This window comes from Robertmurraya sp. (assembly GCF_036676585.1).
GTDB lineage: Bacteria > Bacillota > Bacilli > Bacillales > Cytobacillaceae > Robertmurraya_A.
Map to the genome: position 1 here is coordinate 51,825 of NZ_JAKFCQ010000031.1, position 13,419 is coordinate 65,243.

The 13,419-nt window shown below is 31.4% G+C and carries 15 protein-coding genes; all 15 read right to left on the bottom strand.

All coding sequences use genetic code 11. The annotated features are described in order from the left end of the window. Positions 1-6: 6 nt before the first annotated feature. Genes ACGLXV_RS03740 through galE form a run of 15 tightly spaced genes read right to left on the bottom strand, consistent with a single transcriptional unit; the run spans position 7 to position 13,415 of the window. Entirely contained in the window at positions 7-1,497 is a 1,491-nt protein-coding gene (locus tag ACGLXV_RS03740) for a DUF6056 family protein (RefSeq protein WP_391557556.1), read from the bottom strand. After that, positions 1,494-1,919 carry a GtrA family protein gene (locus ACGLXV_RS03745; RefSeq protein ID WP_391557557.1) on the bottom strand — a complete coding sequence of 142 codons (426 nt, stop codon included), beginning with the start codon at positions 1,917-1,919 and terminating at the stop codon, positions 1,494-1,496. Before ACGLXV_RS03745 ends, ACGLXV_RS03740 begins: the two co-directional genes overlap by 4 nt. Then, complete coding sequence (locus tag ACGLXV_RS03750; protein WP_391557558.1) at positions 1,900-2,865, bottom strand: glycosyltransferase family 2 protein; 966 nt, start codon at positions 2,863-2,865, stop codon at positions 1,900-1,902. Before ACGLXV_RS03750 ends, ACGLXV_RS03745 begins: the two co-directional genes overlap by 20 nt. A gap of 39 nt (positions 2,866-2,904) precedes the next feature. Next, a complete protein-coding gene (locus ACGLXV_RS03755) occupies positions 2,905-4,104 on the bottom strand; it encodes a polysaccharide pyruvyl transferase family protein (RefSeq protein WP_391557559.1) in 1,200 nt (399 codons plus the stop codon). Then, positions 4,082-5,224, bottom strand: coding sequence for a glycosyltransferase (locus ACGLXV_RS03760; protein ID WP_391557560.1), 1,143 nt, complete (start codon positions 5,222-5,224; stop codon positions 4,082-4,084). Before ACGLXV_RS03760 ends, ACGLXV_RS03755 begins: the two co-directional genes overlap by 23 nt. Beyond that, positions 5,221-6,261: a glycosyltransferase family 2 protein gene (locus tag ACGLXV_RS03765; protein WP_391557561.1), complete on the bottom strand. Its 1,041-nt coding sequence runs from the start codon at positions 6,259-6,261 to the stop codon at positions 5,221-5,223. The genes ACGLXV_RS03760 and ACGLXV_RS03765 overlap by 4 nt, the downstream gene beginning before the upstream one ends. Before the next feature lie 9 nt (positions 6,262-6,270). Beyond that, positions 6,271-7,401 carry a glycosyltransferase gene (locus tag ACGLXV_RS03770; RefSeq protein ID WP_391557562.1) on the bottom strand — a complete coding sequence of 377 codons (1,131 nt, stop codon included), beginning with the start codon at positions 7,399-7,401 and terminating at the stop codon, positions 6,271-6,273. Between the two features lie 25 nt (positions 7,402-7,426). After that, positions 7,427-8,617, bottom strand: coding sequence for a glycosyltransferase (locus ACGLXV_RS03775; RefSeq protein WP_391557563.1), 1,191 nt, complete (start codon positions 8,615-8,617; stop codon positions 7,427-7,429). A 2-nt stretch (positions 8,618-8,619) separates the two neighbouring features. Further along, entirely contained in the window at positions 8,620-9,360 is a 741-nt protein-coding gene (locus ACGLXV_RS03780) for a glycosyltransferase family 32 protein (RefSeq protein ID WP_391557564.1), read from the bottom strand. An 11-nt stretch (positions 9,361-9,371) separates the two neighbouring features. Further along, the gene (locus ACGLXV_RS03785) at positions 9,372-9,710 is read right to left on the bottom strand and encodes a helix-turn-helix domain-containing protein (protein ID WP_391557565.1); all 339 of its coding nucleotides are present in this window, start codon (positions 9,708-9,710) and stop codon (positions 9,372-9,374) included. Between the two features lie 15 nt (positions 9,711-9,725). Continuing rightward, positions 9,726-10,907, bottom strand: a complete 1,182-nt coding sequence (locus ACGLXV_RS03790; RefSeq protein ID WP_391557566.1) for a DegT/DnrJ/EryC1/StrS family aminotransferase — start codon at positions 10,905-10,907, stop codon at positions 9,726-9,728. Then, positions 10,908-11,552, bottom strand: a complete 645-nt coding sequence (locus ACGLXV_RS03795; RefSeq protein ID WP_391557567.1) for an acetyltransferase — start codon at positions 11,550-11,552, stop codon at positions 10,908-10,910. Then, entirely contained in the window at positions 11,549-12,160 is a 612-nt protein-coding gene (locus ACGLXV_RS03800) for a sugar transferase (protein ID WP_391557568.1), read from the bottom strand. The genes ACGLXV_RS03795 and ACGLXV_RS03800 overlap by 4 nt, the downstream gene beginning before the upstream one ends. Positions 12,161-12,172: 12 nt before the next feature. Then, positions 12,173-12,319 carry a YwzD family small protein gene (locus tag ACGLXV_RS03805; protein ID WP_483880581.1) on the bottom strand — a complete coding sequence of 49 codons (147 nt, stop codon included), beginning with the start codon at positions 12,317-12,319 and terminating at the stop codon, positions 12,173-12,175. 16 nt (positions 12,320-12,335) lie between these two features. Further along, a complete protein-coding gene (gene galE, locus ACGLXV_RS03810; protein ID WP_391557570.1) occupies positions 12,336-13,415 on the bottom strand; it encodes a UDP-glucose 4-epimerase GalE in 1,080 nt (359 codons plus the stop codon). Positions 13,416-13,419: the final 4 nt, after the last annotated feature.

A 13,419-nucleotide genomic window follows, 5' to 3' on the forward strand; every position in this document is an offset into this window, starting at 1 on the left:
TAATTATTAGGGTGTAGTTATTAACCTAGTGTCTTTTGGAATACCATAATATTGCTTGAATGCTTCAGAGTGAAAACCTTCTTCCTCAGGTGAGCTCATCCATAGGTAATGGTCGTGCGGAAGTTTCCTTAAAATAATTTCGCTCTTGTTATCTTTTACTTGATCTATTACTTCTTTCATACGAAGATTATCTGAATATCTAATAGAACTAAATGTAAAAATGTAGGATATTGAAACTAATATTAAAGATAAGCTTAAAAAAGTTTTCACAAATTTTTTCTCTAGTAACTTATGGACCTCTAGATACTGAAATATTATTAAAATCGCAACAATTAAAAATATGTAAGGTGCTATAAAATTCCTTGGACCTATTGGATTCACAAAAAAAAGTGGGCATATTATTAACCAAGCAGAGAAATAATAAAAAAGAATATGATATTTATATTTTGTCACATCTACTGTCAGTAATATTACAAATGCAACACTTACAAAATAGCAAACAGAAAAGATTATACTTACATCACTTGGTATAGATTTATATAATATTGATAAGTTTATAAGTATTGCATATATTGGGTAAAACAAAACAATACTCAAAAGTACGATATAAACATAATTTTTTATTTTATTTTCTTTCTTTAGGGATCTAAAAATAAGGATTTTACAAAGAAACGACAAAACTATTATTAAGACAATACTGTTACTAATAAATATAGGGTATACTTGATTTTTATATACACTGTATATAACTTTGATAAATGTAATAAAATTATAAGTATTAGAATTTAAAGAACGATAATCATCATTTCCACCTACAATAGTTGAATAAGCACTATTAGAAAACATAATTATAGCCCCTATAATAGAAGAACAAAGATATAATACATGGAGTGGGTATACCCTCTTGAATTTATAAAAACTGAAGCATATTATAAAAATCGATAAAAATAACACATACAATGTGATGTGTTCTACAAATAACTGTGTTCCCAAACCTAAGGGGATTACAAAAAAAGTTTGCCACTTATTATACATTGGCTCGTCAGATTCAAAAACATTTTTTATCACTGAGGTATAGATTAAAACTAATGCTATTGAGGTTACATAATTCGAAAAACCAGAAACCCATGCGTATGTCTGACTATATATATTAGTTGGTATAAAAAGTATTAATATTAATGAAAGTGTTAAATAGAAACTATCTCTCTTCTTAGATGAATTAATCATAAGTATAACTATTAAAGTTGAAAACAGTGGGATTAAGGCTAACTTTAACCACTCTATTCTAGTTAATACAATAACTGTAAGATTCCCTAAGTACCTTCCATTATAACCGCTAAACCAATCTTCTAATTCTTTCAGCCCATTATCACTTCCCCAGAACCAATCATCACCAGTTAAAGGAGTACTATAAGCTAAATATAAATAAAATGAAAATATCGCCATAAAAGAAATAACATAATATTTATCTTCTCTAGATTTGATAAGCCGATTCATTTCAGTGCTCCTTTAACCATTTCAGTAGATTCTTTTCTGAAAACAATATTATTACTAAATATATAATTCACTATTAAAACAAGTACATTAGATAGTAACTTTGCTGTAAAATCATCATTATTTAAACCGCTAACTAACACCATCATTGCTACCAAGTCAATTAAAAATGAAAAGAATCTAAGAAGAAAAAACAAACTTATTTCTTTTAACACTTTGGTTATATTTTTATTTTTACTTTCAAAAACATATTTTTTATTTGCATAGTAAGCAAATAAAACCGCAAGTAACCAAGCTATAGCTGTACCAGTTCTATAATCAAATAAAAATATATTAACAGCTAACCAATAACTTATTAAATTAACAATAGTAGTTATACTACCGACAATCAGATACCTTATTTTTTTAACTAGGAATCTCTTCATAAATTCTGTTCTCTACTTTCTTACTTTTATAATCTTCAACAAAATACAATGGGCGATTTTTGGTTTCGTTAAATACTCGACCTAAATACTCCCCAATAACTCCTAAAGAAATCAACTGAATTCCTCCTAGAAATAGAATTACAACCATTAAAGAAGGATACCCGCTAACGATTTCTCCAAATATAATTGTTTTGGTAACTATAAATAAAAGATATATAAAAGCAAGTACTGAAATAAAAAATCCTAAAATTGATGAAATTCTAAGAGGTAATATGGTAAATGAAGTAACTCCATCTATAGCTAAATCTATCAAACTTACTAAACTCCATTTACTTTTTCCTGTTTTCCTAATGGGGGCATCAAAAAATATTTCCTTTTTCCTAAAACCTATCCAGCTATATATTCCTTTTGTGTTTCTTTGAGACTCTCTAAACTGTTTTAGAGCCTCAATGCATCGACGATCCAATAAACGAAAGTCTCCAACGTCCTCTAAAATAGGTATTTTTGTCATTTTTTGTAAGACGCGATAGTATGCTTTTGACGTGTATCGCTTAAACATAGATTCTCCTTCACGTTTTAGTCTTTTTGCATATATATCTTCATATCCTTCTTCCCAGTAATAAATCATTTCTTTTATTATTTCAGGTGGATGTTGTAAATCAGCATCCATTATTATAGCTGCATCTCCAATAGCATAATCAAATCCTGCTGCCATCGCAATTTCTTTCCCATAATTTCTAGATAAATTAACAAAAGATATGCGTTGGTCATTGTTTCTTAATTTTTTAATTTTTAGAAGTGTGTCATCACTACTCCCATCATTGATAAATAGGATCTCAAAGCTATAATTATTAATAATACTTATTTCTTGGTTAAGTCGAGTATACAATTCAGCAATTGAATTCTCTTCATTAAAACAAGGAATTATTATTGTTATTAATTTCAATTTAATAATACCTCCTTAATTAAAATAAAAAGCAACCCCCTAGGAAAAAGTGGTTACTTTTATTAGTTTATTTAATTCTTCTCCTGCTAGTTTGGCTTTTTCTTTGTAAACAGGCATAAAGCTTTTCAAATGGTCTTTTATATTTTGTTCATTTTCTCTTAAGAAATTATATTTTTCAATTAGATTACCTTTATTTAAAATATTTTGTACTGGTATTACCATATTTTCTTCAGAACCAAATATGTCTCTAGCTATTCCAATAGACTTAACTGAATAACCTATCACTAGAGTAGGAATGCAAGAAGAGTAAGCTGCGATTGTAGAGTGAGTTCTCGCTCCAATAAAAAATCTACACTTCGAAATTAGATACTTTAGCTGCATACAATTAAGGTTCTCTCTAACTATAATAACCCTATTAGAATTCTTAAAATTGGTATAGACTTTTTCTAGTACATCTAAATCTCTACTTTGACTCCAAAAAACATGTGGAATTAATGCAATTTGCATATCACAAGTATTAATAATATGCTCAATAAAGTTAATGTATATATTTATTACAGTTTCTTTAGGTAATGAAGACTTATAAATATATGGACTTAAATTAATTCCCACAGTGTTATTTTCCATAAAACCATCAGGTAAATTAACTTCTTTAGAGTTTAATTGAAAAGCAGGATCTGGATACAACTTTGTAGCTTTATTAATTCCGTACTTTAATAAAGTTTCATAAGTTATACTTTCTCTAGCAATAATTAAATCATAGTTCCTCAAATCCTCTAACATCTCTTTATTCATATTACCTTCTTCTAATGAACATCCCCATAAAACAGTTTTTGTTTTCCTTTTTTTTGCTTCTCTATGACTAACATGTAACCATTTTGAATCTGTATAACAATAATTATCCCCACCTATAGACAATGCTAACGAATCACTCCCAAAATGCTTATAAAGAGATTTTTGACCATATGAAATATATTGATCTGTCGTCCCAGTTACTTTATATTTAAAATTTGCATAAAAATGCTCAAGGCTATATCTACTTACACTATTTTTATATTGAACAATATCATTAAATTGGTTAATTTCAACTTGTTTATCTTCTTCTTCATTTAGGGAACATAAGTAATATTCATAACCATCTCCGCAAATATCTCCAATTATGTTACGAGTACTTCGAACTATTGCTTCACAACCTCTATTTCCACTTCCTCCATGACTAAATAATACAATCTTCTTCATGTAGTACCTCCTTTAATAAATCTATAACCTTATATTGGATTATTTCTTTTTCAAATTTCTTTGGATAATTATCGATTTTATTTTTGTAATACGTTAATAAATTTTTATTAGTCATTATTTGTTCAATTCCTTCAAAAAGGGACTGAGAATTATTTTCAGTTACAATCCCGTACTCCCCTTTATTTAGAAGCTCTTCTGGACCTCCACATCTTGTAGATATTACGGGTGTTCCTAAAATGAGTGCTTCTGCTACACTCAAACAAAAAGATTCTGTCAAGGATGAACAAACTAATAAAGTAGATTCTTTTATATATGGATAGGGATTTTTCTTAAAACCAAGTAATTTAATATATTCTTTAGCATCCAAATCCTCTATTTTTTTAGCGATTTGTGAATACAAATGACCATCACCAATTATGATTAATTCTAAATTATTAGTTGAGTTATATTTTTCATATAGCATTTGAACACTATCAATTAGCATATCTACTTGCTTTTCTTCAGACAATCTCCCTATATAACACAGTCTAAAAAGGTCAGGTATTTTTTGAATGTCTTCAACTATTTCATTTGCATCTCTTTTCACCCTTGAGTAGTCAATTGGATTATAAATCACATTAATTCCATTACCTATACCTAGGTATTTGTCGTATTGTTCTACTATAAATTCTGAAACAGCTACCTTTTTATCATATTTATTTAATTCTTTTTTTAAATTTGCTTTGTTATTGTAATAAGGCAAATTAAAGTCATAATAATACGGATCATTATGGAACCAGCATATTTTTTTTGTATTACGACTACTTCCTGCAACAATCTTAGTAGGATACCCTTCTTGAAAGGAGATTTCTATATCATATTTTTTTCTAATAAATAATTTATGTAAGATGACAGATGGAAGGTGTACTAAAATCCTATCTAAACCTCTAAATTTTTTTTTAAATAAGTATTCATATTTCACATTTCTCGGTAGACCTTTTGCTATATCCTCATTCTTAGTGCCTGTCATAACGGTGATATCAAAGATACTATTATCAAGGAAATCGACAATATCAATCAAAACCTTTTCTAAACCGCCTAACATTTCGCTCTTAGTTACAAATAAAATTTTCTTTTTCATAAGGTACTTTTTACCTTCCGTGTCAGTATTAATAAATAGTATGTAGCAATATAAATGATTGAATTTCTTGTTCTAATAGAATTTATGATAACTTTTGGGAAGCTAGAAAGATTATCCTTATTTTTATTTAAAAAATTTATTACATCTGGGTGATTTAAAATTAAGCTGATTGATTTTAAACGTCTAAGAAAATCTCCTTTTTGTCTTAGGTTAAGATTTTCATCTAAACAGAATTGAATTATTTTAAAATATCTCTCAATTAAAGACTTTTCTAATTCATTATTTAAAAATCCACTTTTTTCACAAAATTCATATATATACTTAGAAATATAATTAAGGATCCCAAATTTATTTTTCCTGATCTTATGAGTCAGTGAATTACTTGATGAATTAATTAAATAATAATAAGATGACTTAGATATCAAATGGATTGAATCAACATATTTCAGACATTCTATTACAAAAAGAGTATCTTCCCCTAAGTCTAAATTATTATTGAACTTAATTTGATTATCAATTAGCAATGATCTTTTTATAAGTTTTGAATAACAATAATTAATGTAAGATGAATTTATTAGATCCTTTATCACCACTCCTAGGTTTTCTTTATGGATATATCCAGGCTTTGGGCATAATAGTTCACTTACCACTTTACAAATATCACTATTTTCCACCTGTTTAATTCCACAAATAACCATATCAACATTTGATTCTTCTATTTTTCTCACCATAATTTCGAGATATTTTTCACCAACAAAATCATCAGAGTCTACAAAAGAAATAAACTCTCCTCTACTCTGTTCGATCCCTATATTTCTTGCGTTTGAAACACCTCCATTTTCTATGTTAATTACTCTGAAGTTTTTATATTTTAAGTTAAACTCATCACATATAGACTTACTATTATCTGTAGAACCATCGTTTATAATAATAATCTCATAGTCCTTATATGTTTGTGATACTAATGACTCTAAACATTTCCTTAAAAATTTTTCCCCATTATAAACAGGAACAATCAAACTAATAAATGGTTTCATATTAATCACCTAAATTAAAATTTCTTCAATTTCTTTAATTGTTCTGTCAATACTAAAATGTCTTTTTCTTTCATTAGATCTATTTTTATAATATTGTAGCAATTTCTTGTCATTTAATAGGATCTTTATCCCAGCGTATAATGAATCTTCATCATTTTTTACTAAAAAACCATATTTACCATAGCCTAATAATTCGTTAGGACCAGAACAATCTGTACTTAATATTGGTAAACCTAATGTTATTGACTCTGCTATTGCTAAACTAAACCCCTCGGCTCTTGATGAACAAACAAAAAGATCACATTGCTTTATTATCGAGTATGGATTTTCTTGGAACCCAAGTAATTTGACATTATTAGATAGATTATTATTATTAATATATTCCTTTAATTGCTTTTCCATTATCCCTTCACCTAGGATCCAGAGAACTACTTCTATTTCTTCATTCTTTAATCTTTTTATCACCCTAATGAGACGGTCATATCCTTTTTGGTCTGTTAATCTTCCAATAGTTCCAAGTAACATTTGATTAGGTCTGATTAATCTACTGTTTACTTTACTTTTCTCTAGTATATTTTCGTTATCAACGGGATTATATATTACTTTTATTTTAGGGTCTGTAAAGAACTTTCTTTCAAATGATTCCTTAACACTTTTAGAAACACAAACCACCTTGTTATATTTCTTATAAGAATTAATTTGATTAGTTAAATTAGTCCAATAACTATCTGCATATTGTCTTTCAATAGGATCCACATGGACCCATGCAATTTTTTTACTATCTTTATTACTACTACTTGAAATAAACTTTGTTGCAAATCCTTCAACAAATCCAACTTCAACATCAAATTTAGTTTTTATAAAATACTTGTATACCCATTTTGTTGGTAAGTTATATATAAATCTATATTTTATCTTGTAAATAATCTTTTCAAATAAGGTACCATTTTTACCAGGATAGGAAAGTAAACTTTGATACCCACAATACCTCTTTACTTCATCCATATAAACTCCAACATCAACAACTGTTATTATTGTAATATCAAACATATTTCTATTTACCTTTTTAACTATATCTGTAAGTACTTTTTCTGCCCCTCCACCAGCTAAACTTTCTATAAAGAAAAGTATTTTTATCATTGTATTAAACCACACTCATTTAGGATTATATTTTACTATATAAGATATTTAGTTCTTTATTATTTTGAAAATCAAGTTCAAGATTATTTGTTTTAATAGTATTTCTGACATTTTCACTAGAATACATTTCTTTAATACCTTCAACAATACCATCAATGGACAAATCAACTATAATACCGGTTTTACGGTCAACAAGCTGACTTTTAGCAGTTGAATAATTGGTGATTAATACAGGTTTACCAAGAATCTGCGCTTCAGAGACAGTTACAGCTTTACCTTCATATCTTGAGGGTTGTACGTATAAATCTGCAAATTTCATAAATGGGTACGGATTTAATTGCTTACCCAGTAAGATAAAACAATCCTCTAAGTTTGCTTCCCTTATTAAACTCTTTATTTCCTCTTCATCTCCCCCATATCCTACAACATACCAAGCAATATTTTTATAACCATTATCCCTCAATACTTTTAAAGCTCTTACTGCATTATCAATACCTTTAGCATGAGATAACCTTGCAACTGTTACAATCTTAAAACGAGGGTCTTTAAAGAAATAATGATTAATTTCCTCGTTGGCCATTCTTTGAATAAATTCCGGTGAAACTATATTTTCCATCACAAAAACCCTTTTTCTTAATGACGGATATTTGTGTAAAAATGACTCTTTACAAGCCTCTGATACTGCCATAATATGATCAAAATTAGACCATAATTCTAAGTCAAGTTTAATATCAGTATCAATCATTGAGTAGTCTGTATGAATCCATGCAATCTTTTTCTTTGCTCTTACTTTATAAGCAACAAAATAATGAGGCCAAAGGTAGCTTATTGCAACATCATATTCTTTCTGAAATTCTGGTAGAAATGGGAGAGCATATTTCCACATTAACTGCATCTGGATGTATCCAGGTTCTTCAATCCTAGCCATCTTTCCCTTTAAGTCAGAATTTACTTTTGCAAGTATTCTTGAAATGCCAATTAAAGTTTGACCTTCTTTAAAGATTTCTTTTATTGATTTTCTAAAAGTTGTATATTCTCCAATTTCCTTCAATAAATTCACTTGAGAAGGTAGCAAACTTAAGAAATCTCCTTGCTGCCTATAAAGCATTAAATCAACGCTATAGGTTTTATAGTCAAAATTTTCCATCATACTAATTAAACTTCTTTCAACCCCTCCAACTTCCATATCAAATGAAGCTATCAATACATTCTTCATTTTTAAGCTCCCATTATCTTTCTAATTTTCTCAATATTATCCCCACCGATACATTTAGCAGCAAGTTGTTTCAAGCTACTTTTCATCCTGGCTCTGGCAGGTAACCAACTCTTATGAAAATGATGAATGGTAACAGTTTGCTTAGTAATAAATTTTCTGATGTTAATATAGTCATATGGAGAAAAATATGTTTGTGGATAAAATGCTCCAATGCCTTCAATAACTTGATAATTACCATCCCTTTTTAGTCCAATATCTTCTAAAATCCTAGTAACTATTGCTACATTAGTTAATTGATCAAAGCTTCCATCTTCGTTTTGAAAAGCTTTGTTTTTATATGAATTTAAGAACCTACCAATTACCGTATTTCCTTTTTGGGCTCCAATCGTACTTGTCGCAATATAATTCTCTTGTTCAAATCCCCAAAACGATTCATGGTGAAGAAATTCATCAAAAGTTTGAAACACTTCAACATCCGTATCTAAATAGATTCCCCCCTGGTTATAGAGGACATATACTCTTACATAGTCACTTACAAAGGCAAATTTCCCAGCTTCATAAGCTTCTCGAACGAAAGTATTTGAATGAATGTTAAAGTTGGTTTCATTCCATTCAATGATTTCATAATCTTTTAGGGTTTTTTTCCAGCTTAGAATGCACTTTTTTACGATTTCAGGCTTTTCTTTCCCACCAAACCAGCAATAGTGGATAACCTTTGGGATATTTGTTGTATCTGTTTTCATCCCACACATCCTTATCCTTGTTTTGTATTCTGCCACTTTATAAAATCTAAGAGCATCTTATACTCTTGAATTTGATCTTTTTCTACTCCAGAATCTCTCAATTCTTTAACAAACTCCACCCACTCATTATCCATTTGAGGCTCTTTTTTGTCGTCACCTGAACCTAGTAATTCCTTTAAATCTACCTCCAATACAGAAGCAATCTTTTCAATTACATTAATGGAGGGATTTTGATTTAAATTTCTTTCAATGTTACTTAGGTATGATTTGGCTATTCCAGCTCGTTCTGCAAGCTCTGTTAAGGTAAGGCCTCTTCTTTTTCGAATATCATAAATGTTTTTTCCAATCATTATTTTTACCCCGTTTTATCCGAATTGTTGTACTTTTTCACATCCAAGGTTTAAGGATTTAATACAATCGACTATTCTTTTCAGTTCTTCATTTGTTAAATTTGAACCTGAAGGGAGGCAAATCCCCGATTCAAATAATTGGTCCGACACACTATAGGTTTCTTGATGTGAAAAATATTTCATCCCTCTAAATAAAGGCTGTAAATGGAGTGGTTTCCATACAGGTCGAGCTTCTATATTCTCATTAGCCATTAAGTCCAAGATTTCCTTTACAGAAACTCCTGCTTCTCTTTCATCAATTGTTAAAGCAGTCAGCCAACGGTTGGACTTGGTATCCTTCAATTCAGGCATAAAATAAATACCAGGTAAATGTCCTATTTCTTCTTGATACTTAGAAAATACACTTCTCCTCGCCTGCACTCTTTCTTCTAAAACCTCTAATTGCCCTCTGCCTATACCCGCTAAAACATTACTCATTCGGTAGTTATAGCCCATGGTGCTGTGTTGATAATGTGGAGCAAAGTCTCGGGCTTGCGTTGCTAAGAATCGTGCTCGGTTTAAGGCTTCTAAATCATTGGAAACCAGCATACCTCCGCCAGATGTTGTGATAATTTTGTTCCCATTAAAGGAGTAAACTCCGAACTTGCCAAGCGTTCCACTTGGTATATCTTTGTAAGAAGCTCCTAACGATTCTGCTGCATCCTCAATAATGGGTACCTCATATTCATTACAATGAGATACTATCTCATCCATTTTGGCACTTTGACCATAAAGATTGACAACAATAACTGCCTTAGGTAACCTTCCCTGAAGTTTCGCATCCCTTAATGCTCTCTCAAGTGCCTTCGGAGACATGTTCCACGTATCCGGCTCTGAGTCAATGAAAACTGGCTCTGCTCCTTGGTATAGAATTGGGTTTGCGCTTGCAACAAAGGTAAGTGAGGAGCAAAATACAGTATCTCCTTTACCTACTTCTAACAAAGAAAGAGCCAAGTGGATTGCAGCTGTACCTGAACTAACAGCAACTGCTCCACTGGCTCCTACGTATTCGGCCAATTCTTTTTCAAATGAATCCACATTAGGTCCTAATGGGGCAATCCAATTCGTTTCAATTGCCTCCTGTATATACTTGGCTTCATTACCTGACAGATGAGGAGGCGATAGGAAAATTCGACTTTTCTTAACTGAAGAAATCATTTAGACACCCTCTATCAATTGTAGTTTTATTACTTTAGCAGGGACACCAACAGCTGTACTTGATGGAGGGATGGACTTTATCACAGTGGCACCAGCACCGATGATTGACCATTCCCCAATTTCTAAGCTGGGAATAACTGAGGCTCCTGCCCCTATATGTACTCCTTCTCCCACTTTCACTCCACCCGTCAATGTAGCTTTCGGAGAAACATGAACAAAATCAGAGATTTGGTTATCATGTTCAATGATTGCTCCTGTATTAATGATCGTATGATTACCAATGTACGAATCTGCATTTATTACGGCTTGTGGCATGACAACTGTTCCCATACCAATTGTTACACTCGGACTAATCCATGCTGTCGGATGAATCAATGTTGCAAAGAAAGCATCTTGAAATGCTAATCTTTCGACTATTCTTTTCCTAGTTTCATTTCTTCCAATTGCTATAATGAACTTTAGATTTGGATGAATGTGTAATAATTGTTTAGCCGAATCGATTGGACCATTGTAAACAGAATGTTCAAAAGTTAGACTCGTGTATTTATCATCTAAAAAGGCGATAATTTGATTTTCTTCATTTAACCGAACCAAATCTTGAATAACCTTGCTATGTCCTCCCGTTCCAACAACCGCTAGTTTCATCCATGACCTCCTTCTACTGATTTTGTACCCTTGAATGGTTCTACTGTAGCTACCCCTCTTTGGGTAATCCCTTCGGTTTTAACTACTTTTTTTATCGTTATAAATAAGATTTTCAAGTCTAACCACAAGGAACGATTGTTCACATACCAAACATCCAATTTAAACTTATCTTCCCAGCTAATTGCGTTACGTCCATTTACTTGGGCCCACCCAGTAATCCCTGGTCGAACCATATGACGTTTTGCTTGTTCTTCGGAATATAAGGGTAAATATTCCATTAATAAGGGTCTAGGGCCGACTAAGCTTATATCTCCCATAATGACATTTATTAATTGTGGGAGTTCATCAAGACTGAACCTTCTTAATGTAGCTCCAAACGGGGTGAGTCGAATACGGTCAGAAAATAAATTCCCCATACTATCTCTGGCATCGGTCATTGTCCGAAACTTATAAAGATAAAATGGTTTTCCATGTAATCCCGGTCGTTGCTGCATAAATAAAATAGGTGCTCCTAATTTGATTCTTATTAAAAGAGCTAAAGTTAACATGACTGGCAAAAACAAGATAAATAGTATCAAGCCACATATAAAATCAAGACATCTCTTCACGTTTCCTACTCCCTAGGGTAGAATCTGCTTTTTAGGTTCTAAAAGTTCATTCAATCTTTGCTGAATTTCTACAATCATGTCATTCACTTGTATATCTGAATCCTGCCCTTTTGAATAAAGTTCCACAAGCAATTCTTTAAATTTTTGTTGCGTTTGCATTCCCACTGTTTTTTCCTCACTTTACTGTTTCTTCAACTTTTTCCCCAAATAAAAAATCCCCACTTTTTCCTGTAAAGTGAGGGTCTTCTTCATATCCATTTGGATTTTTTCGTTGCCATCGCCAAGCATCGGCACACATTTCTTCTATTCCTTTTTCCGCTTCCCAGCTCAGTTCCATTTTTGCCTTTGTTGGATCTGCAAAGCAAGAGGCGACATCTCCTGGTCTAGGTTCTACTATTTTGTAAGGAACCTTAACCAGTGAAGCCTGCTCAAAAGCTTGAATGACATCAAGAACACTGTATCCTTTTCCCGTTCCAAGATTATATGCACTAATTCCTTTTGATTCTTTCACCTTTTCTACTGCTTTTAAATGCCCTCTTGCCAGGTCAACAACGTGTATATAGTCTCTTACACCCGTTCCGTCTATTGTTGGGTAGTTGTTTCCAAAAACACTTAACTCTTTAAGTTTTCCAACAACTACTTGAGTAATATATGGCATTAGATTGTTAGGAGTCCCGTTAGGATCCTCTCCGATTAATCCACTATTATGTGCTCCAATCGGATTAAAGTATCTTAATATAGCGATACTCCAGCTTTTATCCGATACATATAAGTCTCTTAGTATATCCTCAATCATCAACTTTGTTCTACCATAAGGGTTCATTGCCCATAAGCTGGCGTCTTCTTTAATTGGTACGGTTTCTGGAATACCATAAACAGTAGCAGATGAGCTAAAGACCAATTTTTTCACACCATATTTTTGCATCACTTTACAAAGAATTACTGTGCTTGTGATATTGTTGTGGTAGTACCAAAGTGGAACATTAACCGACTCTCCTACTGCTTTTAGACCTGCGAAGTGAATCGCTGCATTAATTTCGTTTTCTTCAAATACTTTAGTAAGTGCTTTCTCATCTAAAAGATCGATATAATAAACCTTGAAGTCTTTCCCTGTGATGTTCTTTATTCTATTCAAAGATTCTGGTTTACTATTAATGAAGTTGTCAACAACAACGATATTGTGTCCTTCATTTAATAACTCCACGCATGTATGACTTCCAATGTAACCTGCTCCACCTGTCACGAGTATTGCCATATGA

Excerpts from the sequence above, each read along its gene's own strand:
- ACGLXV_RS03740 (WP_391557556.1), bottom strand. The coding sequence starts at position 1,497 with ATGAATCGGCTTATCAAATCTAGAGAAGATAAATATTATGTTATTTCT.
- ACGLXV_RS03745 (WP_391557557.1), bottom strand. The coding sequence starts at position 1,919 with ATGAAGAGATTCCTAGTTAAAAAAATAAGGTATCTGATTGTCGGTAGT.
- ACGLXV_RS03755 (WP_391557559.1), bottom strand. The coding sequence starts at position 4,104 with ATGAAGAAGATTGTATTATTTAGTCATGGAGGAAGTGGAAATAGAGGT.
- ACGLXV_RS03760 (WP_391557560.1), bottom strand. The coding sequence starts at position 5,224 with ATGAAAAAGAAAATTTTATTTGTAACTAAGAGCGAAATGTTAGGCGGT.
- ACGLXV_RS03765 (WP_391557561.1), bottom strand. The coding sequence starts at position 6,261 with ATGAAACCATTTATTAGTTTGATTGTTCCTGTTTATAATGGGGAAAAA.
- ACGLXV_RS03770 (WP_391557562.1), bottom strand. The coding sequence starts at position 7,401 with ATGATAAAAATACTTTTCTTTATAGAAAGTTTAGCTGGTGGAGGGGCA.
- ACGLXV_RS03775 (WP_391557563.1), bottom strand. The coding sequence starts at position 8,617 with ATGAAGAATGTATTGATAGCTTCATTTGATATGGAAGTTGGAGGGGTT.
- ACGLXV_RS03780 (WP_391557564.1), bottom strand. The coding sequence starts at position 9,360 with ATGAAAACAGATACAACAAATATCCCAAAGGTTATCCACTATTGCTGG.
- ACGLXV_RS03785 (WP_391557565.1), bottom strand. The coding sequence starts at position 9,710 with ATGATTGGAAAAAACATTTATGATATTCGAAAAAGAAGAGGCCTTACC.
- ACGLXV_RS03790 (WP_391557566.1), bottom strand. The coding sequence starts at position 10,907 with ATGATTTCTTCAGTTAAGAAAAGTCGAATTTTCCTATCGCCTCCTCAT.
- ACGLXV_RS03795 (WP_391557567.1), bottom strand. The coding sequence starts at position 11,552 with ATGAAACTAGCGGTTGTTGGAACGGGAGGACATAGCAAGGTTATTCAA.
- ACGLXV_RS03805 (WP_483880581.1), bottom strand. The coding sequence starts at position 12,319 with ATGCAAACGCAACAAAAATTTAAAGAATTGCTTGTGGAACTTTATTCA.
- galE (WP_391557570.1), bottom strand. The coding sequence starts at position 13,415 with ATGGCAATACTCGTGACAGGTGGAGCAGGTTACATTGGAAGTCATACA.